At 71.9% G+C, this 26,454-nt stretch carries 23 protein-coding genes, 1 tRNA gene and 1 pseudogene; 13 read left to right on the top strand and 12 right to left on the bottom strand.

Translation table 11 applies throughout. The features are described 5' to 3' along the window. The 3 genes and pseudogenes from ACFXGN_RS31160 to ACFXGN_RS31150 form a co-directional block, all read left to right on the top strand. Positions 1 to 643: pseudogene (locus ACFXGN_RS31160) on the top strand (replication initiator); the annotation flags it as partial. Then, positions 640 to 828: a helix-turn-helix domain-containing protein gene (locus ACFXGN_RS31155; protein WP_384865524.1), complete on the top strand. Its 189-nt coding sequence runs from the start codon at positions 640 to 642 to the stop codon at positions 826 to 828. The pseudogene ACFXGN_RS31160 and the gene ACFXGN_RS31155, both read left to right, overlap by 4 nt. Further along, entirely contained in the window at positions 828 to 1,979 is a 1,152-nt protein-coding gene (locus ACFXGN_RS31150) for a tyrosine-type recombinase/integrase (RefSeq protein ID WP_384865522.1), read from the top strand. Before ACFXGN_RS31155 ends, ACFXGN_RS31150 begins: the two co-directional genes overlap by 1 nt. A gap of 72 nt (positions 1,980 to 2,051) precedes the next feature. Here the strand turns inward: ACFXGN_RS31150 and ACFXGN_RS31145 are convergent. Further along, positions 2,052 to 2,126, bottom strand: a tRNA-Val gene (locus ACFXGN_RS31145). A gap of 299 nt (positions 2,127 to 2,425) precedes the next feature. Here ACFXGN_RS31145 and ACFXGN_RS31140 point away from each other — a divergent pair. The 3 genes from ACFXGN_RS31140 (at position 2,426) to ACFXGN_RS31130 (ending at position 5,047) form a co-directional block, all read left to right on the top strand. Continuing rightward, positions 2,426 to 3,169: a DUF4097 family beta strand repeat-containing protein gene (locus ACFXGN_RS31140; protein WP_384865521.1), complete on the top strand. Its 744-nt coding sequence runs from the start codon at positions 2,426 to 2,428 to the stop codon at positions 3,167 to 3,169. Between the two features lie 77 nt (positions 3,170 to 3,246). After that, positions 3,247 to 4,656: a hypothetical protein gene (locus ACFXGN_RS31135; protein ID WP_384865520.1), complete on the top strand. Its 1,410-nt coding sequence runs from the start codon at positions 3,247 to 3,249 to the stop codon at positions 4,654 to 4,656. Between the two features lie 172 nt (positions 4,657 to 4,828). Beyond that, positions 4,829 to 5,047: a zinc ribbon domain-containing protein gene (locus ACFXGN_RS31130; RefSeq protein ID WP_366440404.1), complete on the top strand. Its 219-nt coding sequence runs from the start codon at positions 4,829 to 4,831 to the stop codon at positions 5,045 to 5,047. Here the strand turns inward: ACFXGN_RS31130 and ACFXGN_RS31125 are convergent. The 3 genes from ACFXGN_RS31125 to ACFXGN_RS31115 are packed head-to-tail and all read right to left on the bottom strand — an operon-like array spanning position 5,044 to position 9,509. Beyond that, positions 5,044 to 5,868 carry an HAD family hydrolase gene (locus tag ACFXGN_RS31125; protein WP_384865518.1) on the bottom strand — a complete coding sequence of 275 codons (825 nt, stop codon included), beginning with the start codon at positions 5,866 to 5,868 and terminating at the stop codon, positions 5,044 to 5,046. The genes ACFXGN_RS31130 and ACFXGN_RS31125 overlap by 4 nt on opposite strands. Continuing rightward, entirely contained in the window at positions 5,865 to 8,306 is a 2,442-nt protein-coding gene (locus ACFXGN_RS31120) for a phosphoribosyltransferase (RefSeq protein WP_384865517.1), read from the bottom strand. The genes ACFXGN_RS31125 and ACFXGN_RS31120 overlap by 4 nt, the downstream gene beginning before the upstream one ends. An 18-nt stretch (positions 8,307 to 8,324) precedes the next feature. Beyond that, positions 8,325 to 9,509, bottom strand: a complete 1,185-nt coding sequence (locus ACFXGN_RS31115) for an HpcH/HpaI aldolase/citrate lyase family protein (RefSeq protein WP_384865515.1) — start codon at positions 9,507 to 9,509, stop codon at positions 8,325 to 8,327. A gap of 186 nt (positions 9,510 to 9,695) precedes the next feature. On the opposite strand from ACFXGN_RS31115, the gene ACFXGN_RS31110 reads away from it, so the two are divergent. Beyond that, the gene (locus ACFXGN_RS31110; RefSeq protein ID WP_384865514.1) at positions 9,696 to 10,529 is read left to right on the top strand and encodes a TerD family protein; all 834 of its coding nucleotides are present in this window, start codon (positions 9,696 to 9,698) and stop codon (positions 10,527 to 10,529) included. Between the two features lie 45 nt (positions 10,530 to 10,574). On the opposite strand, the gene ACFXGN_RS31105 is transcribed toward ACFXGN_RS31110, so the two are convergent. From ACFXGN_RS31105 to ACFXGN_RS31080, 6 genes are all read right to left on the bottom strand, one after another. Then, positions 10,575 to 11,315 (bottom strand): Tellurium resistance, encoded by a 741-nt coding sequence (locus ACFXGN_RS31105; protein ID WP_384865512.1) that lies wholly within the window; start codon positions 11,313 to 11,315, stop codon positions 10,575 to 10,577. A gap of 102 nt (positions 11,316 to 11,417) precedes the next feature. Further along, positions 11,418 to 12,566, bottom strand: coding sequence for a DUF475 domain-containing protein (locus tag ACFXGN_RS31100; protein ID WP_384865511.1), 1,149 nt, complete (start codon positions 12,564 to 12,566; stop codon positions 11,418 to 11,420). A 30-nt stretch (positions 12,567 to 12,596) separates the two neighbouring features. Further along, on the bottom strand, positions 12,597 to 13,172 hold the full coding sequence (locus tag ACFXGN_RS31095; RefSeq protein WP_384865509.1) for a TerD family protein: 576 nt from the start codon (positions 13,170 to 13,172) through the stop codon (positions 12,597 to 12,599). A gap of 83 nt (positions 13,173 to 13,255) precedes the next feature. Continuing rightward, positions 13,256 to 13,831 carry a TerD family protein gene (locus tag ACFXGN_RS31090; RefSeq protein ID WP_351786311.1) on the bottom strand — a complete coding sequence of 192 codons (576 nt, stop codon included), beginning with the start codon at positions 13,829 to 13,831 and terminating at the stop codon, positions 13,256 to 13,258. Positions 13,832 to 13,981: 150 nt separating this feature from the next. Then, positions 13,982 to 14,440 (bottom strand): peroxiredoxin, encoded by a 459-nt coding sequence (locus tag ACFXGN_RS31085; protein ID WP_384865507.1) that lies wholly within the window; start codon positions 14,438 to 14,440, stop codon positions 13,982 to 13,984. A gap of 127 nt (positions 14,441 to 14,567) precedes the next feature. Continuing rightward, entirely contained in the window at positions 14,568 to 14,990 is a 423-nt protein-coding gene (locus ACFXGN_RS31080) for a DUF3052 domain-containing protein (RefSeq protein WP_384865505.1), read from the bottom strand. A 419-nt stretch (positions 14,991 to 15,409) separates the two neighbouring features. On the opposite strand from ACFXGN_RS31080, the gene aceE reads away from it, so the two are divergent. Further along, complete coding sequence (gene aceE, locus ACFXGN_RS31075; protein WP_384865504.1) at positions 15,410 to 18,142, top strand: pyruvate dehydrogenase (acetyl-transferring), homodimeric type; 2,733 nt, start codon at positions 15,410 to 15,412, stop codon at positions 18,140 to 18,142. 206 nt (positions 18,143 to 18,348) lie between these two features. Further along, on the top strand, positions 18,349 to 19,125 hold the full coding sequence (locus ACFXGN_RS31070) for a potassium channel family protein (protein WP_384865502.1): 777 nt from the start codon (positions 18,349 to 18,351) through the stop codon (positions 19,123 to 19,125). Here ACFXGN_RS31070 and ACFXGN_RS31065 read toward each other — a convergent pair. Continuing rightward, entirely contained in the window at positions 19,106 to 19,582 is a 477-nt protein-coding gene (locus tag ACFXGN_RS31065; RefSeq protein WP_384865500.1) for a peptidase inhibitor family I36 protein, read from the bottom strand. The genes ACFXGN_RS31070 and ACFXGN_RS31065 overlap by 20 nt on opposite strands. 153 nt (positions 19,583 to 19,735) lie before the next feature. Next, positions 19,736 to 21,229 (bottom strand): MFS transporter, encoded by a 1,494-nt coding sequence (locus ACFXGN_RS31060; RefSeq protein WP_384865526.1) that lies wholly within the window; start codon positions 21,227 to 21,229, stop codon positions 19,736 to 19,738. A 246-nt stretch (positions 21,230 to 21,475) separates the two neighbouring features. On the opposite strand from ACFXGN_RS31060, the gene ACFXGN_RS31055 reads away from it, so the two are divergent. The 4 genes from ACFXGN_RS31055 to ACFXGN_RS31040 all read left to right on the top strand — a co-directional run bounded on the left by ACFXGN_RS31055 (position 21,476) and on the right by ACFXGN_RS31040 (position 26,082). Continuing rightward, positions 21,476 to 22,138, top strand: coding sequence for a TetR/AcrR family transcriptional regulator (locus ACFXGN_RS31055; RefSeq protein ID WP_384865498.1), 663 nt, complete (start codon positions 21,476 to 21,478; stop codon positions 22,136 to 22,138). A 146-nt stretch (positions 22,139 to 22,284) separates the two neighbouring features. Continuing rightward, positions 22,285 to 23,175, top strand: a complete 891-nt coding sequence (locus ACFXGN_RS31050; protein WP_384865497.1) for a DUF4429 domain-containing protein — start codon at positions 22,285 to 22,287, stop codon at positions 23,173 to 23,175. A gap of 871 nt (positions 23,176 to 24,046) precedes the next feature. Further along, positions 24,047 to 25,405, top strand: a complete 1,359-nt coding sequence (locus tag ACFXGN_RS31045) for a sensor histidine kinase (protein ID WP_384865495.1) — start codon at positions 24,047 to 24,049, stop codon at positions 25,403 to 25,405. Further along, positions 25,402 to 26,082: a response regulator gene (locus ACFXGN_RS31040; protein ID WP_384865493.1), complete on the top strand. Its 681-nt coding sequence runs from the start codon at positions 25,402 to 25,404 to the stop codon at positions 26,080 to 26,082. The genes ACFXGN_RS31045 and ACFXGN_RS31040 overlap by 4 nt, the downstream gene beginning before the upstream one ends. The last annotated feature ends 372 nt before the right edge of the window (positions 26,083 to 26,454 follow it).

Here is a 26,454-nt window from a genome sequence, read left to right as displayed (position 1 = left end):
CCTCACCGACGCGGTACGCGCTGCCGCTACGCACCCGTACACGACCGTCACCGTCCCCACCGCCGATGGCCATCCCACCCGCCGCCTCCGCTGGGACACCCAGCTCGACATCCGCCCCGTGAAGGCGTTCGGGGACGGCTCCGACGTCACGGAGCAGGCCGTCGCCTCCTACATCGCCAAGTACGCCACCAAGGCCGCGGAGACGACCGGCAGTCTCGACCGCCGCATCGGCAACCGTGAGGCCCTGCTCCTCCTCGGCATCCCCGACCACACCCGGCGCCTCGTCGAAGCCTGCTTCGACCTCGATCCGCTCTACCCCGACCGCCGCCTCCTCGCCTGGGCCCACATACTCGGCTTCCGGGGCCACTTCTCCACCAAGTCCCGGCAGTACTCCACCACTCTGAGCGAGTTCCGCCAGACCCGCGCCGACTACCGCGCCGCCCAGGAACGCACCGCCCGCAGCCTCTACGACATCGAGCCGGACACCGTCCTCGTCCTCACCTCCTGATCCTACGTCGGCCAGGGTCACTCCCCCGGTGAGGCCGCCCTCGCTGCCTCCATCGCCCGGGACCTACAGCTCAACCGCGAGACCGCCCGCGAAGCCCTGCGCGACCAACTCGCCCTGGAAGGAGCCGCAGCATGACCACCGCCACCACCGAGTTGCTGACCGTGCCCGAGGTCATGACGCGCCTCAAGCTTGGCCGCTCCACCGTCTACGACCTCATCCGGTCCCGACGCCTGGTCTCGATCACCATCGGCCGGTCGCGCCGCGTCCCCACCGACGCCGTACGGGACTTCATCGGCAACCAGATCGAGGAGGCCGCCTGATGGCCACCCAGCGCAAGCGCAACCCCAACGGGGCCGGCACCATCACCCAGCGGTCGGACGGCCGCTATCAGGCCGCTGTCTACGTCCTCCAGCCCGACAGCACGCGGGCCCGTAAGTTCGCCTACAGCAAGACCTGGGCCGAGTGCGACGCCAAGCGCCGCGCACTCCTCGACAAGGTCGACAACGGCGTCCCCGTCCCGACCCGCTCGATGAAGCTCTCCGAGTGGCTGCCGTACTGGCTCGACAACATCGTCAAGCCTCGCCGCAAGAAGACCACCGCGGCCAAGTACGAGGTGCACGTCCGGCTCTACCTCGTCCCGATGATCGGTACCAAGCGGCTGGAATCGCTCAGCGTCGCCGACGTCCGCCGCTTTCTCGTCCAGGTGGAGAAGAAGACCAGCGCCGCCACAGCCAAGGAGTCGCACCGCGTGCTGCGTACCGCCCTCACCGCGGCCTGCCGTGAGGAGCTGGTGACCCGGAACGTCGCAACGCTCGTCGAGCCGCCGAACGTCGCCGCCCGGGAACTCTCCCCCTGGTCGCTCGACGAGACGCTCGACTTCCTCGCCGCCGCCCGGAAGGACCCGCTGTACGCCGCCTTCGTGCTCGCCATCGCCCTCGGCTTCCGTCGCGGTGAGGTCGTCGGTCTTCGCTGGGAGAACGTCGACCTCGACAAGCGGGAGATCCGGGTCAGGACTCAGCGTCAGAGGGTCGGCGGTGAGGTGTACGAGGACGACCCCAAGGGGCGCCGACGCAAGCAGACGCTCCCGCTCCCCGCGATCTGTATCGCGCCCCTCCGGTGGCAGCGTCTCAAGCAGGCCGCTACCCGCGAGCGTGCTGGGGAGAAGTGGACGGAGACCGGGTACGTCTTCACCACTCGCACCGGGCAGCCCATCGAGCCGCGCAACCTCTACCGCTCGTTCACCCTCGTCGCGAAGAACGCCAACCTCCGTGTCGTCCGGCTCCACGACGCCCGCCACGGCACGGCGACGCTCCTCACCGCCGCCGGCGTCCCGCCCCGCGTCGTGATGGAGATCCTCGGGCACAGCCAGATCGCCGTGACGATGAACGTCTACACCCACGTCGTCCAGGACACGCAGCGCGAAGCCGTGAGTCACATGGATCGGCTGCTCAGGAGTCGTCCCCGGTCCTAGATGACCATGGACGTTGATGTCAGATGTGGATGTCAAAGGCCCCCAGTCAAGATCGACTGGGGGCCTTTTCCCTGGTGGGCGCGGACGGTTTCGAACCGCCGACATCTGCTTTGTAAGAGCAGCGCTCTACCCCTGAGCTACGCACCCGTGGAAGAAGCATCAGCCTACATGGCGCGGGGGTGGGTGCCGCAAACCCGTATCCGGGGGTGCGGGGCCGTGTCCTCCCGTGCCCACGGCCCCCGGCCTCGCGCTCCCGGTCCGTGCTCCCGGTCCGTGTCGTCGGCCTCGTGCCCCGGTCCGCCGCCACCGCCACCGTCCCGGGGGTTACCCCCACCCCCGGACCGGTGGGTCGCCGGATCGTGGCGGGTGGGGCGGGGGGCGTACGTTTCGGGGACTGTTCGCGTTCTTGGGGGTTCGGGGTCATGGTCGCTGGTCGTGGGGGGCGCGTGCTGTTCGTGTCCGGGGTCGTTCTGCTCGGGGCGCTCGGGCTCGGCGGGTGCGGGTCGCCCGATGTCGAGGGTGCTCCCGTCGAGCGGAAGACCTTCGCGTTCGAGGGCACCGCGCTCACCGTCGACTCCGACGACTCCGAGCTGGTCATCACCCCCGCCGACATCGACGACGTCCGGGTCGAGCGGCAGATCGACGGGTGGGTGTTCATGGGTTCCGGGCCGAAACCCGAGTGGAAGCTGGCCGACGGACGGCTGACCCTGCGCGTCGACTGCGACGCCGTCGCCTCCAGTTGCGGCGGTGTCCACCGGATCCAGGTGCCGCGCGGTGTCGCCGTCACCGTCCAGGACGACAACGGCGGCGTCACCGCCGAGGGCTTCACCACCCCGCTGAAGATCCGTTCCGACAACGGCTCCGTCCGGGTGAGCCGGGCGACCGCCGCCCTCGACCTCGGCAGCGACAACGGCGACATCACCGTCGGGCCCGGCGCCACCGCCCCCGACGTCGTCGCCCGCTCCGACAACGGCTCCGTCCGGATCACCCTCGGGGCCGTGCCCCGCCGGGTCGAGGCCGTCACCGACAACGGCGACATCACCGTCGCCCTGCCCACCGCCGAGTACGAGGTGACGGGCGCCAGCGGCAACGGCCGGGTCCGGGTCGACGTCCCCCGCCGGGACGCCTCCGGACACTCCGTGACCGCCCGCAGCGACAACGGCGACGTGACCGTCCGCACCGCGGACTGACCGGCCCGTGTGTTCGTCCGTGCCGGGTGGGACAATGAACCGGACCGGGCACGGCGGACACAGCACGGGAGGGGTACGTGGCGGCGAGCGACACGAGGGGGGCGGGCGGCGTCCGGCATCGTGACGCGCCCCGCCGGGCGGGCACCCGTTCCGGGGACGGCCCGCCGCCGGGCCCCTCCGGTCTCCGGCTGGCCCTCGCCCTGCCCCTGCTCCTCGGCGCCCTGCTGCCGGGCGCCTTCGCGGGCGGCGGCACCCGTCGCTGGTTCGGCGGACGCGGCGAGAGCCAGCGCGCCGAGGCCCAGGCCGCCAAGGACGCCGCCGCCGCGGCCTTCTACGAGCTGGACACCGCCCAGCGCGGCCTGCGGATCTCCCTGGAGACGATCACCGCGGTGGACAGCTCGCCCGAGGCCCGCCGGGCCGTGGAGGGCTTCGAGGCGCTCGGGCGGCGGATCGACGAGGTCAGCCACACCTACATCGGCGCGGTCGACGCGCATGACCTGGACCGCGACGAGCTGGACGCGGCGACCGCCTCCCGCGCCCGCGCCGAACTGACCCGCGCCAAGGAGGAACTGGACCGGGCCAAGACCGAGCTCGACCGGTACGAGCAGGGTCTCGGCCCGCTCCTGGACCGTGCCGAGACGCAGCTCGCGCGGCTCGTGCCCTCGGTGGAGCGCGCCCGGCAGGCCCTGCGGGGCGCGAGCGACGCCCTGGACTCCGTACGGGAGGCCGGTCTGCGCGCGGACGACCTCGCGGCCCGGCTCGCGGCCCTCGGGCCCGAGCTGACGCTGCTCAACGAGGGCGCCGGGCGGCACGGCGTCGCCGAGACCCTCCAGCGCGCGGACCGGGTGCTCCGGGACGCCGAGGCGGTACGGGCCGAGGCCGGGCGGCTGCCCGAGCGGGCCGCCGAGACCGACCGGCGACTGGTCTCCCTCCGTACCCGCGCCGAGGCGCTCGCCACCCGCGCCGAAGGCGTCGAACCGGTCCTCTCCGAGCTGCGGCGGCGGTTCTCCGCGGCCTGCTGGCAGGATCTCCAGCAGGTGCCCGACCAGGCCGCCGTCTCGCTCGGGCAGGCCGGGGAGCGGCTCGCGGAGGCCGCGCGGGCGCGGGCCGAGCAGCGCTGGCCGGACGCGACCTCGCTGCTCTCGACCGTCCGGGCGCTGCTCGACTCGACCGACGAGGCCGTGTCCGCGGCCGGGGAGCGGCTGCGGCGGCTGGACGCCGTCGCGGTGGACCCGAAGGCGGAGACCGACCGGGCCAGGTTCGCGGTGCGGGACGCCCAGCGGCTGGCGATGGAGGGCCGGAGCACGCCCGATCCCCGGCACGCCCGGCCGCTGGACGAGGCCGTCGCGCGGATCGACCGGGCGGTCGGGTCCCTGGAGGGGCGCCACCCGGACTACTGGCACTTCCTGACCGAGCTGGAGGGCGTACGAGCCACCGCGACGCAGGTCGTCGGCCGGATCCGGGAGGAGCGCGGGGCGGCCCACTGACCCCGTCCGACCCCCCACCGCCCCCGAATCGGCCGGGGCCCGGCCGAGCCGCACCCGCCCGGCGCCGCCCCACCCCCGCCGGGGCTCGTGCGGCCGGGGCCGGGTACGTCCTTGCGTACGTCCTGACGAGGGTCTCCTGTGCCCGGTCCGGTCCAGCCTCTAGCCTGTTCCCATGCCCCGTTACGAATTCCGTTGCCGTACTTGTGGTGACACCTTCGAGCTCAGTCGGCCGATGGCCGAGTCCGCCGCCCCCGCCGCCTGCCCCGCCGGGCACGACGACACCGTGAAGCTGCTCTCCGCCGTGGCCGTCGGCGGCTCGGCCGCCCCCGCTCCGGGCGGCGGCGGAGGCGGTGGTGGGGGCGGCTGCTGCGGCGGTGGCTGCTGCGGTTAGTTCCCGGGTGCGGCGGCGGCGGCGCGGAAGCGGCGCAGGATCTCCTCCCCCGCCGCGACCCCGCGTTCGGTGAGGACGTCGAGGTGGGGGGCGGTCCAGTCGCTGTCGGCCAGTTCGCCGTGGCCGGGCCGCCAGGCCCGGTCGGCGGCGAGCAGCAGGTCGGCGTCGAGGAGGGAGTCGCCGGCCGCGAGGGTGAGCGTGGCGCCGGTGCGGCGGGCGACCTCCCGGACGGCCGCGCCCTTGGTGAGCGGCTTCGGCACGGCGTACACCTTGCGGCCCTGGAGGGAGACCGTCCAGCCGCGTTCCCCCGCCCAGGTCCCGAAGCGGGCCAGCCAGTCCGCGGGGAGGCGTTCGCGTTCGACGACGAGGTAGGCGAAGAGGTCCTCGGCGACCCGGTGCTTGCGGACCCAGGACAGGTCGGTGGTGGCGGTGAGGTAGGCGCGGATCTCGGAGAGCGGCGCGCACTCCTCGGCGAGGCGGCGCAGTACGGAGGCGTGCCAGTCGGGGTCGGAGACGCCGTCGACGAGGATGTGTCCGCCGTTGGCGCAGATCGCGTACCTCGGGGCGGTGCCGGGGAGCTGGATGCGCAGGTACTGCTTGCGGGTCCGGGTGGTGGTGGGGACGAAGACGGCTTCGCCGGTGAGGCGGGCGAGGAGGTCGGCCGCTTCCTCCGTCATGTAGGAGAGCGGCCGGGACTCGTGGACCTCGACGCAGAGCAGCCGGGGTGCCTGCGCGTCGGGCATTCCGAGGGCGAGCGCGGCGGACGAGTAGATGAGGGTGCGGTCGAGGTCGCTGGCGACCAGGGTGGTGGCGCTGCTCATCGGGACACCACCGTCCGGCCGTCGGCTCCGGTGGCGCCCCGGGTGTAGTGGGGGTGGATGAGGCCGACGCAGCTGTACGGGAGGCCGTCGACCTCCTCGACGGGTACGCCGCGCTGGGCGGCGAGGAGCCGGACGTGCGTGAGGTCGGCGTCGGCGCCGCGCCGGGCGAGGATCTTCCAGGGGACGCGGCGGAGCAGTACGCGGGTGGTCTCGCCGACGCCGGGCTTGACGAGGTTGACGTCGTGGATGCCGTACTCCTCGCTGATCCGCTCGACGGCGGCCCAGCCCTCCCAGCTGGGGGTGCGGTCGGTGGAGAGGAGTTCCTTGACCGCGTGGCCGACGGTGTCGGCGGCTTCGTCGAAGCGGGCGGTGACCGCGTCGAGGAAGGCTCCGGAGAGGTCGGCGTCCGCGAGTTCCCGGTAGTGCTTGGCGCCGTGGAAGTCGTCGGGTCCGACGAGGTCGGCGCGCAGGACCGTGCGGGAGATCAGGCCGGACACCGTGGAGTTGAGGCAGGCGGAGGGGATGAGGAAGTCCTCGCGGGTGCCGTAGGTGCGGACGCAGGAGCCGGGGTCGGCGAGGACGGCCATCTCCGGGTCGAAGCCGGTGATGCCTTCGGCCGCCTCGAACTCCCGTATCGCTTCGGCGAGTTCGCGGGCGATGGCGCCCTTGCCGGTCCAGCCGTCGACGAACACGACGTCGGCGGGGTCGTGGTGGGCGGCGAGCCAGCGCAGGGCGTTGGCGTCGATGCCCCGGCCGCGCACGATGGAGACGGCGTAGTGGGGTGCTTCGATGCCGTGGCGGGCCTGTGCCCAGCGGCGCATGAGGATGCCGACGGGGGTGCCCGCGCGGGCGAGCGAGACGAGGACGGGGCGGCGGCCGGGGCGCTCGGCGAGGACGGTCTCGGTGATGACGCCGACGGCGTGGGCGAGGCGGGCGGCCGAGGCTTCCAGGGCGCTGTGGAAGAGCTCCTGGTAGGCGGCGCTCGGCTGGTACTCGACGGGCAGCGACTCGGCGTAGTGGGCGCCGCCGTTCTGGACGGCTTCCTCGCGTTCCTCGGTGGGCGCCTCCAGTGCGACGTCCGAGAGGTCCTGGAGCAGCCAGCCGACCTCTTCGGGAGCGTACGAGGAGAAGGCGGGGCCGCGGAGGGGCTCGGGCAGCATGGAGCTCCTTTCGGGAGCTTCGGGACCGGGGGTCCTGGGGGTGTGCGAGGGCACGACGGCGAGGACGACGCGGGGGACGTGCGCGGCGAGCTGGGCGAGGAGGCCGTCCGGGGCGTGGAGCGCGGGGGTGTCGGCGGTGGAGTCGACGACGGCGACGACGGCGTCGAAGCCCGCGCCCGCCACGTTGTACGCGTACCGCTCGCCGGGGCCGTCGGCGGGGTCGTCGTGGGCGGGGAAGACGAGCCGGGTGCGTATCGCGTAGCCGGGGTCGTCGACGGCGAGGACGGGTGAGCGGGTGGTGGTGGAGTAGTGGACGTCGTGTCCGGCGTCCTCCAGGGCGGTGGCGAGGCGCAGCGGCGCGTACATCAGCTCCTCGAAGCCGAGGACGAGGACGCGGCGGGCGCCGTGGAGGGCGGGGGCGAGGCGGGCGGCGAGGCCGGGGAGCGCGGCTTCGAGGCGGGCGCGGTGCGCGGGGGTGAAGCCGTGGCGTCCGCCGTCGGGCAGTCCGCGGGGCCAGTGGAGGTCGACCCGGAGCGGGGCGGGGCGGGGCTCGGGCGGCGGGGGTGCGGCCGTGGGGGCGGTCTCGTGCGCCGCGACGAGCGCCTGGCCCTTCTCCAGGACCCCTTCGGGGAGGCGTACGGTTCCGGCGGCTCCGGCGACCAGGTCGACGCGGGCGCCCATCTCCTCGGCGAAGGCGTCGAGGCGGCCGAGGTCGGCGGCGGAGCGCATGTCGACGAGGGCGACGACGACGTACCGCTCGCGGGGGTGGCGCTCGTGGAGGGCGCGGACGGTGTTGAGGACGGTGTTCCCGGTGGAGAACTCGTCGTCGACGAGGACGAGGGGTCCGTCGCCCGTGAGGAGGCCGGGGTCCTCGGGGAGCAGCAGGTGGGAGGTGGCGTGGGAGTGGGACTCCTCGAAGCCGCCCGCGGTGGCGACCCCGGCGACGGGGCGGCGGGTGGAGTGGAGGTAGGGGGCGTGGCCGATGCCGTCGGCGACGGCGTGGCCGAGGGCGGTCGCGGTCTCGGCGTAGCCGAGGACGACGGCGCGGGCGGCCTCCTCGGGGCCGAGGAGGGCCAGGACGCGCCGTCCCAGCGCGAGGCCCGCGCCGTGGACGACGGAGGGGCGCTGCGGCACGTGCTTGCCGAGCACGCTGGAGACCAGCAGGTGCGCGCGCTTGGGGTTGCGGCGCAGTGCGAGGCCCAGCAGGCCGGGCAGCTCTTCGTCGCCGATCAGTTCGACGCCCAGTCGCTCCGCGACCCACGTTCCGGTCCACACCACGTCGTCGACGTCCCTTCGTCAGCCGGCCAGTCCGGCGGTGAGCAGTTCCACGAAGCCGATGTCCTCGTTGGCGACGCCGAAGACCTCGGCGCGCAGCAGGATGCGCTCGGCCCAGGCGCGGTGCGGCTTCACTTCGTTCATCTTGTTGGTGTAGGCGGAGCGGAGCACTCCGCCGCCGCCCCGTTCGGGTCGGAGGATGTCCTGGGCGTCGCTCCACTCCTCGTGGCTGACCACGGAGAGGGCGTGCACGGGCACCACGTGGGTGGGGTGGATGCAGGTCTTGCCGAGGAGTCCGTTGGCGCGGTCGAGTTCGATCTCCCGGAGGAGTCCGTCGAGGTCGTGCTCGATGAGGGCGGTGCGCAGGTCCTCGGCGCGGCCCTCCAGGAAGGGGCTGCGGCGCAGTTGCGGCTTGAACATGCGCTCGCCGGGGCGGAAGTACTCCCAGACGGGTCCGGTGACGGTGAAGCCGGTGCCGTCGGAGCGGCCGAGGACGTTGACGACGTCGGCGATGACGTTGGCGACGATCTTGACGTCGTAGGCGGTCATGTCGGGCGAGCGGCGCAGTCCGTAGGCGGAGCAGAAGTCGGTGACGCCGAGGCGGAGGGCGAGGACGCGGTCGCGGTGCTTGTCGGTGATCGAGGCGATCCCGGCGAGGGTCTCGGCCCGGGTCTCCAGGTGGAGGAGTTCGGGGGACTCCAGGACGGGCATGGCGAAGAGGCGTCGTCCGCAGCCGCGCTCGGCGAGGGCGAGGGCGTCGAGGAAGGGCCCGCCGCGGCTCTCGGTGAACTTGGGGAGTACGAATCCGGACAGCAGGCGGACGGTGTCGCCGAGGCGGTCGACGAGCGCGGTGATCTGGTGCGGTTCGCGGACGCGGATGAAGAGCAGGGGGAGGTCCGTGCCGGTGCCGTCGTCGGTGGCGGTCCCGGCGGCGAGGTCGGCGAACTGGCGGACGAGGTTGGTCTCGCCCGCCTCGACGTCGGCGTCGCTGATGGAGTCCTCCAGGCAGAGGACCATGGAGACCACTCCGCGGGCGGCCTGTTTGCGGATGTCGTCGGCGAGCAGGGGGCGGGTGGCCGGGCTGTAGAGGGTGGCTCCGAGGGCCACGGCGAGGGTGCGGGCGGGCGAGTCGGCCGTGAAGACGGCGGGCTCCCGGTGGAACAGCCTGGCCCTCGCCGTGGACGGGATGTGACCGAAATGACGCATATGAGTCCCCGTCTGCCTTTCTCGACCCTGACGACATGTGGCCGGTAATAGTACGTAGGTGCGGGTGTCGTTAGTTCCCTCCCCTGATGAAATCCAGGTAACCCGACCGCCTCCGTCCGCCGCGCCGGGGCGTCCATGGTGCCCCCGCGTTGTCCGCCGGCCCGCCGGGAGGGCAGGATTGCGGTCATGACGCACGCGATGCTGAAGGGCTCCAACGTCCCTCTCGACACCGCGGCCGTACGGGCCGTGCTCCGCTGGACCCCGGGCCCCGGGGTCCCCGACGTGGACGCGTCGGCCCTGCTGCTCGGGCTTTCCGGGCGAGTACGGTCCGACGCCGACTTCGTCTTCTACAACCAGCCGCGCCACCCCTCGGGGCTGGTGCGGCGACTTCCGAAGAAGCGTGACTCCGAGGGTCTCACGGACACCGTGGAGGCGGACCTCGGCGGCCTGGAGGGCTCGGTCGACCGGGTGGTGATCGCCGCCTCCTCGGACGGCGGCACCTTCCGCTCCGTCTCCGACCTGCGCATCCTGCTGTACGACGCGGCGCCGGGGGCCGGGCGGGAGCCGCTGGCCCTGTTCCCCGTGACGGCGGAGACCGGCGAGGAGACGGCCGTCATCTGCGGCGAGCTGTACCGGCGCGGGGACGGCTGGAAGTTCCGCGCGGTCGGCCAGGGCTATCCGACCGGCCTGGTGGGCCTGGCGACCGACTTCGGCATCTCGGTGGACGAGGACGCGCGGGACGCCGGGGACGGGCCGGACGTCCAGGACGCGCGGGAGACCCGGCCGGTCCGGGACGCCCCGGGCACGGCCGTGCCCGACCTCGACCTGACCCTGGTCCACTCCCCCGTGCCGCCGCAGCCTGCGGCCCCGCCAGTGCCGCCGATGCCCGACCGGGCGCCGGACCACGGGCACCCGGCGCCCGCGTACGGCTATCCGCAGCCCGTCGGCGCCGTCCCGGAACCGGCGCCCTCGCCGGACTTCCGGATGCCGCCCATGGGCCCCCAGTTCGTCCGGCCCTGAGGCCGGGGGGCGGGGCTCCGGGGGCGGGGCTCCGGAGGGCGGCGGCTACGTCTTGGTCTTGTAGCCGCGGCCCCACTGCAGGCCCCAGCCGTACAGCCGGTCCAGTTCGGCCTGGAAGCCGTACACGAAGCGCACCTCGCGGCGGACGGTCAGCTGGCCCTTGGCGTTCTCCACGGAGAAGACCGCGCAGGAGCGGGCCTGCGGGGCCCGCTCGTCCAGCTCGATCTCGATCCGGGGGCCGTTGCTCGGGTAGAGCGTGATCTTGGCGTGCGTCCGGTCGAAGGCGGGCGTCTGGTCGTAGATGTACGCGAAGAACAGCAGGCGCTTGATCTCGTCCTTGTGGTCCAGGTTGACGTAGATCGTCTCCCCGGAGGAGCCGCCGAAGCGGTCGTCGCCGCTGAGCTTCACGTACGGGGCCTCGTTCAGGTCGCCGAAGAAGCCGCCGAGGGGCTGCACCACGCCCTTGCTGCCGTCGGACAGCTCGTAGAGGCAGCCCAGGTCCAGGTCGACGTTGACCATGCCCTGGGTGTGCGCCTGGACGACCTCGGGCTTGAACAGGTGCGAAGGGTTGCGCATCAGCTGCACGGCGCTGCGGCGCTGCCGCCCTTCCAGGTCGGAGGTCCGCATCCGCCAGGAGAGGTTCACCCGGAGGTTGCCGGTGGCCGCGCCCTGCTTGGTCAACGAGACGGTCGGGCGCCGTTTCGTCAGGTCGATCGAGTTCGACGCGGCGCTGCCCGAGTCGAAGTGCGCCGCCCTCCCCGGAAACAGGTTGTCCCAGAAGGCCATCCCGCCCTCACCCCCCACTGCTCGTGTCCACCCGCACATGCCCGCGGGGCGGCCGGGTCCACCGGCCGCCCCGCAGAGAAGCGTTCCTCGTCGGCGGGGGCGTCACACCCCGGACGGCACCTCGGTCTTGTCCCCGGAGGACCCCGATCCGCCCCCGGCCGCCGCCAGCCGCCTGTTGCGGCGGACGGAGGACCAGAAGGACCAGGCGATCAGGGCGACGCCGATGAGACCGGTGACGACCTCGGGGATCTCGTACCGGATGCTGATCATGAGGATCACGGCCAGGGCGCCGATCGCGTAGTGCGCGCCGTGCTCCAGGTAGACGTAGTCGTCGAGGGTGCCCTGGCGGACCAGGTAGACCGTCAGCGAACGCACGTACATCGCGCCGACGCCCAGGCCGAGCGCCATCAGGACGATGTCGTTGGTGATGGCGAAGGCGCCGATGACACCGTCGAAGGAGAAGGAGGCGTCGAGGACCTCCAGGTAGAGGAACATGAAGAAGGCGGCCTTGCCCGCGAGCTTGACGGGGGTGACCTTCTTGCCGCTGCGCCTGGCCTGCTCCTCGGCCTCGTGCTCGCGCTCCTCGTCCTCCTCCAGCTTGTTCTCGAAGAAGCCGGAGAGACCGCCGACGACGAGGTACGTGATGAGTCCGGCGATGCCGGAGATCAGTACCGTCTGCGCCTTGTCGATGTGGGTGCCACCGTGCTGGTGGGCCTGGGTCGCGAAGGTCATCGCGCTGACCAGCAGGACGATCAGGGCGATGCAGACCGACAGCATGTCGACCTTGCCGAGCTTGGCCAGCGGGCGCTCCAGCCAGCCGAGCCACTTGATGTCACGGTCCTCGAAGATGAAGTCGAGGAAGATCATCAGGAGGAACATGCCGCCGAAGGAGGCGATCGACGGATGCGCGTCGGTCACCAGTTCCTGGTACTTGTCGGCGTCGTTCAGCGCGAGGTCGACGGCCTCGATCGGGCCGATCTTCGCGCTGATCGCCACGATCACGACGGGGAAGACCAGCCGCATACCGAAGACGGCGATGAGCACGCCGATCGTGAGGAAGATCTTCTGCCAGAAGACATTCATCTTCTGCACGATCCCGGCGTTGACCACGGCGTTGTCGAAGGACAGCGAGATCTCGAGGACGCAGAGGATCGCGACGATCCCGAACGCTTCCCATCCTCCGTACAACACCGCCGCGACCAGACCCAGCGCAGTGATCGCGAACGACCAGCCGAAGGTTTTCAGAATCACTGGCTACCCCATTGTGAAATGAACATGCCTTTACGAAACGTTGACCCCGAAGTCTAGAGCGATGCCCCGCAGGCCCGACGCGTACCCCTGGCCCACCGCCCGGAACTTCCACTCGCCCTGGTAGCGATAGAGCTCGCCGAAGATCATCGCGGTCTCCGTCGAGGCGTCCTCGGAGAGGTCGTACCGGGCGAGTTCCTGGCCGTCGGCCCGGTTCACGACCCGGATGAACGCGTTGGCGACCTGGCCGAAACTCTGGCGGCGCTGGTCGGCGTCATGGATCGACACCGGGAAGACGATCTTGTCGCAGTGGGCCGGCACCAGGGCCAGGTCGACGATGAGGGACTCGTCGTCGCCGTCACCCTCACCGGTGAGGTTGTCGCCGGTGTGTTCGACGGAGCCCTCGGGGCTGCGCAGCTGGTTGTAGAAGACGAAGTAGTCGTCCCCGAGCACCCGGCCGCCCCGGCACAGCAGGGCGCTGGCGTCGAGGTCGAAGGGGGCTCCGGTGGTGGAGCGCGCGTCCCAGCCGAGCCCCACGAGGACCTGGGTGAGGTTGGGTGCGGCCTTGGAGAGGGAGACGTTGCCTCCCTTGGCGAGCGTGACGCCCATGATGCGTTTCCTCCCCGGGTGACGATGAGGCACGTCCGGCGCCGCACGGGACGTGCGGCGCCGGACGGTTCGAGCGGTTCGGCTCAGACGTTGACGCCGAAGTCCTGCGCGATGCCGCGCAGACCCGATGCATACCCCTGGCCGACGGCGCGGAACTTCCACTCCGCGCCGTGGCGGTACAGCTCGCCGAAGACCATGGCGGTCTCGGTCGAGGCGTCCTCGGAGAGGTCGTACCGGGCGATCTCGGCGCCGCCGGCCTGGTTCACCACGCGGATGAACGCGTTGCGCACCTGGCCGAAGGACTGCTGGCGGTTCTCGGCGTCGTAGATCGAGACCGGGAAGACGATCTTGGCCACATCGGCCGGCACGGTGGCCAGGCTGACCTTGACCTGCTCGTCGTCGCCCTCGCCCTCACCGGTCGTGTTGTCGCCGGTGTGCTCGACGGACCCGTCGGCGCTCTTCAGGTTGTTGAAGAACACGAAGTCCTGGTCGTTGCGGACCTTGCCCGCCTCGCTCACCAGAATGGCGCTGGCGTCGAGGTCGAAGTCCGTACCGGTGGTGGTGCGGACGTCCCAGCCCAGACCGACGGTCACGGCGGTGAGGCCAGGGGCCTCCTTGGTCAGCGAGACGTTGCCGCCCTTGCTGAGGCTGACTCCCACGAGTCCCTCCATAGGTTTCCAGGGGCAACACCCCTGGTCGTGCGTTGGCATCGGATCAACGTCTGGATCCTAGTGACGGGTTCCCGGCCGAAACAGTCGATTCGCCCGCGAATCCGGGGGTGTCGGCCCCGGAAGGCCCCTGAGGGCGGCTCAGAGGGCGTCGAGCGCCTTCACGTAGCCGCCGAGGTCACGGGCGTCCGGCAGGGCGTTGACGACCCTCCAGCGGACCGTCCCCGCCTTGTCGACGACGAAGGTCCCGCGCACCGCGCAGCCCTTCTCCTCGTCGAACACCCCGTACGCCCGGGACACCTCGCCGTGCGGCCAGAAGTCGGAGAGCAGCGGGTACTCCAGGGACTCCTGCTCCGCGAAGACGCGCAGGGTGTGGATGGAGTCGTTGGAGACCGCGAGGAGCTGGGTGTCGTCGTTGACGAACGTCGGGAGGCTGTCCCTCAGCTCGCCCAGCTCGCCCGCGCAGACGCTGGTGAACGCGAAGGGATAGAAGACCAGCACCACGTTCTTCTCGCCGCGCAGGTCCGCGAGCCGCACGGTCCGCCCGTGGTTGTCCCTCAGCTCGAAGTCCGGGGCCTGGCTGCCGACCTCGATCGCCATCGCGTACGCGTCCCTTCGACGGGGCCCTGACCTTGGGCCGAACCGGTGAACCGGCGAACCCCACCCTACGGCCTGTGCACGAAAGCCCCCGCCGACGGGTCGGCGGGGGCTTCTCGCAGCGTTCTGCTCAGCGCTTGGGGGCGGTCAGGCGGGTGCCCGTCCAGTCCTTGGCGACGCTGATGCTCTTGGTCTGGGAGAGACCAGCTGTCTGCGCGGCATCGTTGATGTCGCTCGGCTCGATGTAGCCGTCGCGGCCGGTCTTCGGCGTCAGCAGCCAGATGGTGCCGCCGTCCTCCAGAAGACCGATGGCGTCCACCAGGGCGTCGGTGAGGTCGCCGTCCTCGTCACGGAACCAGAGCACCACGGCGTCGGCGACGTCGTCGTACTCCTCGTCCACGAGCTCGGCCCCGATGATGGACTCGATGCCTTCACGGAGATCCTGGTCGACGTCTTCGTCGTAGCCGATCTCCTGGACCACCTGTCCGGGCTCGAACCCCAGCCTTCCGGCCGGGTTGGTCCGCTCCTCCGCGTGGTCCGCGGTCGCGCTCACGGCTTGCCTCCTGCTCATTCGGGAAATGCTTGGGCCACGCGTGGGCGCGCGGCACTGGCCGTAGTCCACACGTGCCGGGGCGGATCGCGCAAGTACCCGGCCGCGGAGACCGCCGAAACGGTGACGTTTGGGGCCGTCTCGCCGCAACTTCCGGCGCCGAGGAGCTCCACTCCGTGACCAGGGACACATGGATCATCCCGGTTTGCGGACTTCTGAGGTTTCAGTCTGCCGAACGCCCCGACGAAACGCATGTGCGAGTTGGGCGTAAGGTTACGATTTGAGCACACCCCGACACGGGAAGGACACCCCTGGGGGTTACTCCCTGGTAAGTGTGACGTCCGGTGCCGGCGGGGTACACGATGAACATCCCGACCACTTTCTGTGGCCCCGTGGGCACCATCGAACAGCGAAGGAAGAGCGTGGCTCCCGGATCCGATCGCAACCCGATCATCATTGGCGGCCTTCCCAGCCAGGTCCCGGACTTCGACCCGGAAGAGACCCAGGAATGGCTCGACTCGCTCGATGCCGCCGTCGACGAGCGGGGCCGCGAGCGGGCCCGCTACCTCATGCTCCGGCTGATCGAGCGGGCCCGCGAGAAGCGCGTGGCCGTGCCCGAGATGCGCAGCTCGGACTATGTCAACACGATCGCGACCAAGGACGAGCCGTACTTCCCCGGCAACGAGGAGATCGAGCGCAGGGTCCTCAACGCCACCCGGTGGAACGCGGCCGTGATGGTCTCGCGCGCCCAGCGTCCCGGTGTCGGCGTGGGCGGCCACATCGCCACCTTCGCCTCCTCCGCCTCGCTGTACGACGTCGGCTTCAACCACTTCTTCCGCGGCAAGGACGAGGGCGACGGCGGCGACCAGATCTTCTTCCAGGGGCACGCCTCCCCCGGCATCTACGCCCGCGCCTACCTCCTGGACCGGCTGACCGACACCCAGCTGGACGGCTTCCGCCAGGAGAGGTCGAAGTACCCGAACGGGCTCTCCTCGTACCCGCACCCCCGGCTGATGCCGGACTTCTGGGAGTTCCCGACCGTGTCGATGGGCCTCGGCCCGCTCGGCGCGATCTACCAGGCGCGGATGAACCGGTACATGGAGGCGCGCGGCATCGCCGACACCTCCAAGTCCCGCGTCTGGGCGTTCCTCGGCGACGGCGAGATGGACGAGGTCGAGTCGCTCGGCCAGCTCTCCATCGCCGCCCGCGAGGGCCTGGACAACCTGACCTTCGTGGTCAACTGCAACCTCCAGCGGCTCGACGGGCCGGTGCGCGGCAACGGCAAGATCATCCAGGAGCTGGAGTCGATCTTCCGGGGCAACGGCTGGAACGTCATCAAGCTGATCTGGGACCGCTCCTGGGACCCGCTGCTCGCGCAGGACCGCGACGGCATCCTGGTCAACAAGCTGAACACCACCCCGGACGGGCAGTTCCAGACGTACGCCACGGAGACCGGCGGCTACATCCGGGACCACTTCTTCGGCGGCGACCACCGGCTGCGGGCGATGGTCGAGGGCATGAGCGACCAGCAGGTGCTGCACCTGGGCCGCGGCGGTCACGACCACAAGAAGATCTACGCGGCGTACGCGGCGGCGAAGGCCCACGCGGGCCAGCCGACCGTGATCCTCGCGCAGACCGTCAAGGGCTGGACGCTCGGCCCGAACTTCGAGGGCCGCAACGCGACCCACCAGATGAAGAAGCTGACGGTCGACGACCTCAAGCGCTTCCGCGACCGGCTGCACATCCCGGTGACCGACCGGCAGTTGGAGGACGGCCTGCCGCCGTACTACCACCCGGGGCGGAACTCCGAGGAGATCCAGTACATGCACGACCGCCGCAAGGCGCTCGGCGGGTACGTGCCGAGCCGTGTCGTGCGGGCGAAGCCGCTGGTCCTCCCCGAGGACAAGACCTACGCGGCGGCCAGGAAGGGCTCGGGGCAGCAGTCGATCGCCACCACGATGGCCTTCGTCCGCATCCTGAAGGACCTCATGCGGGACAAGGAGATCGGCAAGCGCTTCGTGCTGATCGCCCCCGACGAGTACCGCACCTTCGGCATGGACGCCTTCTTCCCGAGCGCCAAGATCTACAACCCGATGGGGCAGCAGTACGAGGCCGTGGACCGCGAACTCCTCCTCGCCTACAAGGAGTCCCCGACCGGTCAGATGCTGCACGACGGCATCTCGGAGGCGGGCTGCACCGCCTCGCTGATCGCCGCCGGTTCCGCGTACGCCACCCATGGCGAGCCGCTGATCCCGGTGTACGTCTTCTACTCGATGTTCGGTTTCCAGCGGACCGGCGACCAGTTCTGGCAGATGGCCGACCAACTGGCGCGCGGCTTCGTGCTCGGCGCCACCGCCGGCCGGACGACGCTCACCGGCGAGGGCCTCCAGCACGCGGACGGACACTCCCACCTCCTCGCCTCGACCAACCCCGCCTGCATCGCCTACGACCCCGCGTACGGCTTCGAGATCGCGCACATCGTCAAGGACGGTCTGCGCCGCATGTACGGCCCCGAGGCCGAGGACGTCTTCTACTACCTGACCGTCTACAACGAGCCGATCCAGCACCCGGCCGAGCCGGACGGCGTGGACGTCGAGGGCATCCTCCAGGGCATCCACCGGCTGAAGCCCGCCGAGGCGGGAGCCGTCCCGGCGCAGATCATGGCCTCCGGCGTCGCCGTACCGTGGGCGATCGAGGCGCAGCGGATGCTGGCCGAGGAGTGGAACGTGCGGGCCGACGTCTGGTCCGCGACCTCCTGGACGGAGCTGCGGCGCGAGGCCGTGGCCGTCGAGGAGCACAATCTGCTCCACCCCGACGAGGAGCAGCTCGTGCCGTACGTGACGCGCAAGCTCCAGGGGGCCGAGGGCCCGTTCGTGGCGGTCTCGGACTGGATGCGCGCGGTGCCGGACCAGATCTCCCGCTGGGTGCCGGGCACGTACGGCTCGCTCGGCGCGGACGGTTTCGGCTTCGCCGACACCCGTGGCGCGGCCCGCCGCTACTTCCACATCGACGCCCCGTCGATCGTGCTCGCGGTCCTCACCGAGCTGGCCCGCGAGGGCAAGGTCGAACGGTCGGCCCTGAAGCAGGCCGTCGACCGCTACCAACTGCTCGACGTGACCGCCGCCGACCCGGGCGCCGCGGGCGGCGACGCCTGACCGATGGCACGGACCTCCCCGTGAGAGGGCGGTGAGCTCCGGCCCTCCGAGCCGGAACCCACCGCCCCTCCCTCCTGCCGAGGGCGAGGCGTGAAGGGTGCGTGAAGGGGGAGGGGTGAAGGGCAACAGGCCCGGGGCGTCCGGGGCCTGGTGAGGGCGGTGGGATCGTGGTCCCGCCGTCCTTCGGGGTTCTCTACGATTCCCGCATGAGGGATCGCTGGGAAGAGCGCACGCAGATGCCGCTGCTGGTGCTGGCCGTGGCGTTCGGCGTGGCGTACGCCGTGCCGATCGTGGCTCCCGGCGCCGAGCCCTGGGTGCACCGGCTGTGCACCCATGTCGAGTGGGTGGTCTGGGGTGCTTTCGCCCTGGACTATCTGGTCCGGCTCGCCCTCGCCCCGGCCCGCTGGGCCTTCGTCCGCTCCCACCCCCTCGATCTGCTGGCGGTCCTGCTGCCGATGGTGCAGCCGCTGCGGCTGCTGCGGGTCGTCTCCACGCTCCTCCTGGTGGGTCGGCGGGCCCGGATGGCCCCGCAGATAACGCTCACCACCTATGTGGCGGGCGCGGTCGTCGGACTGATGATGTTCGGCTCGCTCGCCGTGCTGCACGTCGAGCGGGACGCCCCGAACGGCAACATCAAGACCCTGGGGGACGCGGTCTGGTGGTCCTTCACCACGATGACCACGGTCGGCTACGGCGACCACGCCCCGACCACGGGTCTCGGCCGGATCCTCGCGGTGGGTCTGATGCTCTCCGGCATCGCGCTGCTCGGTGTGGTCACCGCCAATATCGCGGCCTGGTTCATCTCCCGCTTCGAACGCGACGACGCGGCGGAGCGGCGGCAGACGGAGCTGCTGGAGGCCCTGACCCTGGAGGTGCGCGAGCTGCGCGCCGAGGTGGCCCGGCTCTCGGTCCCGGACGGGGCGCCCGCGAAGGACGGGGCCCCGGCGCCGGGCCTCCCCTCGCCTACCGCTCCCAGAGCTTGAACGCCCTGACCTCGTAGGGCGTCCGCGGCACCCAGGTCCCGTGCCCGGGGTAGGTCTCGAACTCGCCCTCCTCCGCGCACTCGGCGGACTGGTACGTGGTGACCGGCCGCCCCGTGCGGTTGGCCAGGGACTGGGCCGAGACGCCCGGTGGCAGCGCGACGCAGCTGTCGATGTCGGTCGTGGCCAGCTCATGGCTCCGCACCCGGCCCTTGAAGTCGGGCCTGGGCCAGAGACAGAGCCGACCGGGCCCGCAGGCTCCGAGCACCGTGTCCCCGGCGGCCGTACCCCCGGCCGGTGCGGTGCTCGCCGATGTGGTGCCCGCCGGTGCGGCGCCCGTGGGCGCGGTCCTCGCGGATGCCGCGCCCGCCGGTGCCGCGAGCAGGGCGGCCAGGGCCCCCAGCACCGCCGCGGCGGTCAGCGCCGTCTTCGTACGCGCCCTCGTGTCCGTACAGAACATACAGATCAACCCCCGTTTCGTCACTCTCCGTAACCAAGAGCATGGCGGAGGTCGGCCACCGACGGAAGAGGGGCCGCCCCCGTTCACGCGAACGGGTGACGGCCCCCTACGGGAACCCTGACGAGACTCGGGGACGAGCCTCGGGGACGAGCGTCAGATGTGACCGCCCATGCCGCCCGCCTCCGCGTTCTCCCCGCGCTTGGTGAGCGTGGCGACCAGCGCCGCGACGACCGCCACGCCACCGGCGACGGTGAAGGCCAGGCCCATGCCGTCGAGGAAGGTGTCGTGGATGACCTTGCTGATCTGCTCGAACAGATCCGGGGTCATGCCCGGCGCCTTGGCCAGCTCCGCCGGGGCCATGCCGAACTCGGCGGCCTGCTCCAGCTGCGGGTTGACCGGGGCCGGGATGCCCGCCGCCGCCCAGTTGCCCGCGAAGGAGTCGGCGACCTTGGAGGACATGACCGCGCCGAGCACCGCCGTACCGAGCGCGCCGCCGACCTGCATCGCGGCCTGCTGGAGACCGCCCGCGACACCGGAGAGCTCCAGCGGCGCGTTGCCGACGATGACCTCGGTGGCGCCGACCATGACCGGGGCCAGGCCCAGGCCGAGGAGGGCGAACCAGAGGGACATGGCGAAGGTGCCGGTGTCCGCGGAGAGGGTGATCATGCCGAACATGGCGACGGCCGTGCAGACCATGCCGCCGACCAGCGGCACGCGCGGGCCGAACTTGGTGATCAGCGCACCGGCCAGCGGCGAGGAGACGATCATCATCGCGGTCAGCGGCAGCAGGTGCAGACCGCTGTCGACCGGGCTGAGCCCCTTCACGCCCTGGAGGTAGAAGGTCACGAAGAACAGGCCGCCCATGAAGGCGAAGGCCATCAGGACCATCAGCACCACACCGGCCGAGAGCGGCACGGAACGGAACATGGCCAGCGGGATCAGCGGCTCCTTGACCTTGGTCTCCCAGAACGCGAAGAGCACGAAGAGCACCACGGCGCCGAGCAGGCAGCCCCAGGTCTTGCCGCTCGACCAGCCCCAGGACTCACCGGCCTTGATGAGGCTCCAGACGAGGGAGGCCATGGCGCCGGAGAGCAGCAGGATGCCGAGGACGTCGAAGGAGCGCGGCGCGTTCTCCGCGCGGTGGTCCTTGAGGATGACCAGGCCGAGGACGAGGGCGAGGACGCCGACCGGCACGTTGATGAAGAAGACCGACTGCCAGCTGACGTGCTCGACGAGCAGTCCGCCGACGATCGGGCCGCCCGCCGTGGAGGCGCCGATGACCATGCCCCAGATGCCGATCGCCATGTTCAGCTTCTCGGCGGGGAAGGTGGCGCGCAGCAGGCCGAGCGCGGCGGGCATCAGCAGGGCGCCGAAGAGGCCCTGGAGCACACGGAAGGCGATCACGGCCCCGATGGAGTCGGAGAGGCCGATGGCGCCGGAGGCGACGGCGAAGCCCGCGATGCCTATGAGGAAGGTCTGGCGGTGGCCGAAGCGGTCGCCGAGCTTTCCGGCGGTGACCAGGGCGACGGCGAGCGCCAGCAGATAGCCGTTGGTGATCCACTGGACCTGGGCGAGGGAAGCGCCCAGGTCGGTCTTGATGGCCGGGTTGGCGATGGCGACGATGGTGCCGTCGAGGGCGACCATCATCACGCCGACGGCAACGCCGAAGAGCGTCAACCATGGGTGGCCGCGCAGCCCCTTCGCCGGTCCCGGTACGGGTTCCGGGACGCCCCCCTGACCCTGCGGGGCCTTTTCCACGGTGGTCTGACTAGTCATGCGGCGAGGATAATGACAGCCACTGACAATTGACAAAGCGATTCACGCGTCGGTAACTGTCATGTAGCTCACAGGTACGCTGAGCGGGACGAAATGCCTGAAAAGAGAGGACCTGACGTGACATTGCCCGGCCTGCGCGAGCGCAAGAAACAACGCACGCGTGACGCGCTGATCCGGGAGGCTCTCGAACGGTTCACCACCCACGGGTACGAGCGGACCACCGTCGACGAGATCGCCGACGCCGTCGAGGTCTCCCAGCGGACCTTCTTCCGCTACTTCGCCTCCAAGGAGGACGTCGCCTTCGCCGTGCAGCACATGGTGGAGGAGCGTTTCGTCCACACCCTGCGGCACCGGCCGCCCGGCGAAGCCCCCCTCGACGCGATGCGCAACGCGGTGCTCGGCGCCTGGGACACCATCGGGGACGCGATCGTCGAGGTCGTCCCCGTCGAGCTGTACCTGCGCAGCTTCCAGATGATCGAGTCGACGCCCGCGCTGCTCGCCGTCCATCTGCGCCGCTCCACGGAGATGGAGGAGACCATCGCCCGGATCATCGCCGAACGCGAGGACCTGGACGTGGACGCGGACCCCCGCCCCCGGATCGCGGTGGCCGCGTTCAGCGGGGTGATGCGGGTGACCGGCCGCCTGTGGGGACGAGGCCCGGACCAGAGCCTGGAGGCCATCCGCGCCCTCACCGGGGAGTACCTCGACCAGCTCGCCCCGGCCCTCGCCCCCCGCTGGCGCGATCAGGACGGGGACGGCGGCCGGGCGCACGGAGGATGAGCCGATGGCCCCCGTGTCCGGTACGCGCACGTGCCGACAGCGCTTGCCACGGGGGTTTATCCGGTACGGAAGGCCGCTGACGCGCGTAGATCACGTAATTTCGGGACCTATCACAGGGGGCGACGCAGGGGCACGCGCCGCTTACGATGAGGCGTATGGGTGATGTGCTGGCCGGAATTCATGCCACCTGGGAGTGCGAGAGCGACGCCCTCGTCATCCGCTTCGAACGGGGGATCCGTACGCCGAAGCTCTTCCAGGCGCTGCGCGAACGACGTGTACCGCACGAGGCGCTGGCGTCCGTGACGCTCGCGCCCGGGAAGCGGGGCACCGTCGTGCTCCACGCTGTCCCGAGGCCGGGGGCCGATCCGCTGATGGAGGCCGCCGCCGGGCAGTTGAAGGAGGCGTGCGACCCGTACCGCCTGGTGCTTCCGGCGGACCGGGAGGCGCTCGCCGGGCGCTGCCGGGACGAGCTGCTGGCCCGGGTCGAGGCGGCGGCGCCGGGCGCCCTGGACCCGTTCGGCGCGTACGACGAGGGAGTGCCGTCCACCGACCGGTTCCTGGTGGCGGCGCCGCGGGGCCCGCTGTCCTTCAAGGCGTACGACGGCAGGGCGACCTTCGACGGGAGCGCGGAGGTCGCGTTCCGCTGGTCGTGGACGGGGGCGTCCTCCGAGAAGTGGAAGGCGGGCGACCGGTCCTTCTCCGTACGGGACCTCTGCGGGGTCGAGTGGCGCTCGCCGGACGTCCCCGACGGGCATCTGCGTCTGGTGCGGCGGGGCGGCGAGCCCCGGGCGGTGCGGCCTGACCAGGACCCCGACACGGTCGTGTTCGGCCTCGGCTACGGGCCGGTGCACGAGTCGCTGCCGTTCGCGGCGGCGGTCCTCGCGGCGATCCGCAGCACGGACCGCACCCCCGCGCGCGTGGCCGCTCCCGGGGCCGTTGCCGAAAGGATTCGCCATCTGGGTGAACTCCACCAGGCGGGACTGGTGACGGACGAGGAGTTCTCGGCGAAGAAAGCGGAACTCCTGGCGGAGCTGTGACCCCTCGGGACGGCCCCGCCCGACACCGGAGAGGTCCGGGGCCGAGGCCTGCGGCCGGGCTGGGCTGGGCTGGGGAAGGAGCCCGAGCCACGGGCCGGGCCGGGCCTCACCCGGGAAGGGCCGGGCCCGAGGAGGGGCACCTGTACGGCGGGAGCCCGGCACCCCGACGGGCAAGCGCCGCCCGTACGACAAGGGTCCGCCCCCGACGGGCAAGCACCAGCCCGTACGACAAGGGTCTGGCCCACAGCGGGCAAGCGTCCGCCCATACGGCGAAGGCCCGGCACCGAACAGGCAGGCAGACACCAGCCCGTACGGCAGCCCCCGCCCCCGACAGATAGGCACCAGCCCGTACGCCGAAAGCCCGGCACCGAATGGGCAAGCATCAGCCCGTACGACAAAGACCGGCCCCCAACAGACAAGCGCCCGCCCGGACGACGAAGGCCCGGCACCGACAGGCGAGCACCAGCCCGTACGACAAGGGTCCGACCCGCAACGGGCAAGCGTCCGCCCATACCGCGAAGGCCCGGCACCGAACAGGCAGGCAGACACCAGCCCGTACGGCAGCCCCCGCCCCCGAACAGGCAGGCAAGCACCAGCCCGTAGGGCAAAAGCCCCGCCCCCGACAGGCAAGCACCAGCCCGTACGGCAAGGGCCCGGACCGCAGCGGGCGAGCGTCCGCCCGTACGGCGAAGCCGGGGCGTGTCTGCGGACCGGCACCGTGCCAAGGCCGGACCTGGACGCCCACACCCCCGCGCGCCCCGCGCCGCCCCCGCGTCGTTCCCGGGGCTCGTGTCATACCCCGGTAGCAGGGGGCGGTCCGGTCTCCGGTATGACGTCGGGGGGCGGGTCCGCTGCCTACTCTGGGCGGGTCATGGCTACCGAACAGCGGCACCAGCCGCCCCTCCCGCACCGGATCGGCGCCCGGACCCGCACCATGCTCCAGGGCCTCGGGACCGCGCTCACCACCCCCACCGCTCCCGGCGCGCCGCTCCTCGCCGGTGCCTCCTCCGCCTGGGTGCGGCTGCTGCCGTACGTCGTGGCCGTCGCCTTCACCGCCGCGCTGCTGCCCACCACGATCCTCCTCCTCTCCGGCGACTACGGCGTCAACGGCGCCCTCGCCGGAGCCCTCGGCACCGCGCAGGCCGCGCCGCTGCTGCTGGCCGTCTCCCGCCCCCTCCAGGCCTGGTGGATCGTCTTCGCCGCCGATGTGATCGGCGCGCTCGTCCTGCTCGGCGCCGACGGCCCCCGCGCGCACCTCTGGCCCTGGACCCCGCCCGCCGTCGTCGGCTACTGCGCCCTCATGGTCGCGCTCGGGCTCCGCGAGTCCCGCCGGGCCCTGTTCGGGGTGTGGCTGGCGACGGGGGTCGCCGGATACGTCCTGGAGGTGTTCCGGCCGGACGGCTACACCAGCGTCCACACCCTGCTGCTCGTCCTCAGCGGTGTCCTGCTGCTGCTGACCTCGGCGGTACGGGCCCGGGGCGACGCCCAGCGCAAGCTGGTGGAGCAGGAGCACATCAGCGAGGCCGAACGGTCCCGCCGCACCCTCCTGGAGGAGCGCGCCAGGATCGCCCGCGAGCTCCACGACGTGGTCGCCCACCACATGTCCGTGATCACCGTGCAGGCGGACTCGGCCCCGTACCGCGTCCCCGGTCTGCCCGACGCGGCCCGTGAGGAGTTCGCCTCGATCGCGGCGAGCGCCCGCGAGTCCCTGGCCGAGATGCGTCGGCTGCTCTCGGTGCTGCGCAGCGACGGCAGCGAGGGCGAACGGGCCCCGCAGCCGGGTCTCGACCGGGTCCAGCAACTGGTGGAGGCGACCGTGCGGGCCGGGGTGCCCGCCGAGCTGCGGCTGGCCGCCGACCTCGGGGAGGTCCCGCAGGCGGTGGACCTGTCCGCGTACCGGATCGTGCAGGAGGCCCTGGCCAACGTCGTCCGGCACGCGCCGGGCGCGGCGACCCGGGTGTCGGTCCGCGCGGACGACGGCCTGCTGACCGTCCTGGTCGTCAACGGGCCCGCCGCCGAGACGGGTTCGCCGGTCGAGCGGGGCGTCCCCGGCACCGGTCACGGGCTCGTCGGGATGCGGGAGCGCGTACGGTTGACGGGCGGCTCGCTCGACACCGGGCCGCTGCCGGACGGTGGCTTCCGGGTGGCGGCGCGGCTGCCGCTGGACCCGGACCCGGTCGTCCCCTCCCCGGCGCCGGACACCGCCCCGACCGTCAAGGACCCCGAGTGACCATCCGTGTGATCATCGTCGACGACCAGGCCATGGTGCGGGCCGGTTTCGCCGCCCTGCTGGCCGCGCAGCCCGACATCGACGTCGTGGGCGAGGCCCCCGACGGACGGCAGGGCGTGGAAGTGGCCCGGACGACGCACCCGGACGTGGTGCTGATGGACGTACGGATGCCGGAGCTGGACGGGCTGGCCGCCGCCCGGGAGATCCTGCACCCCCCGGTCGGGGTCACGCACCGGCCGAAGGTGCTGATGCTGACCACCTTCGACGTCGACGACTACGTGTACGAGGCGCTGCGCGCGGGCGCGTCCGGCTTCCTCCTCAAGGACGCGCCGCCCGCCGACCTCATCTCGGCGGTCCGGGTGGTGGCGGCGGGCGAGGCGCTGCTCGCGCCCTCGGTGACCCGGCGGCTCATCGCGGACTTCGCGGTCTCCCGCCCGGCCCCGCGCCGGGACACCACGGCGCTGCGCCTGAACGGTCTCACCCCGCGCGAGACGGAGGTCCTGGAGCTGATCGCGCGGGGACTGTCGAACCAGGAGATCGCGGAGCGGCTGGTGCTCGCGGAACAGACGGTGAAGACCCACATCGGGCGGGTCCTGGCCAAGCTGGACCTGCGCGACCGGGCGCAGGCGGTGGTCTTCGCGTACGAGTCCGGGCTGGTGACACCGGGCACGTCCTGACGGTCCCCGCCGCCGGAAGCCTCCACCGGGACCGGGACCAGGGCCATCACGGGCACCTGGGCCCGCCGTCCGGAGCCCTCGCGCCCACCTGAGCCAGGCCCCCGGCCCCTGCCGCTCCGGGCCCTCCGTTCTGCCGCCTGCCGCCTGACGTCTGCCGCCCGCCGCCCGCCGCTGCGGAGCCCGCCCCACTCCGCGGCCCGCCCCACCCGGCCCGCGTACGGCCCTCCGAGGGCGGGTCCCGGGCCGAAGGCGCCGGGCGGGCGCCCATGGGCCCCGCCCTGTCCGCCGCGCCCGTACCCGCGGACCGCGCGCGCCGCGCGCACCCCCCTCGTCCGCCCCTCCCCCGGGAGGGGGCCCGCTGTCCCCCGGGGG

Origin of the sequence: Streptomyces sp. NPDC059247 (assembly GCF_042754005.1) — a bacterium.
Classification (GTDB): domain Bacteria; phylum Actinomycetota; class Actinomycetes; order Streptomycetales; family Streptomycetaceae; genus Streptomyces.
Note: the sequence above shows the minus strand (reverse complement) of the source record. Positions and strands in the feature narration are given on the sequence as shown.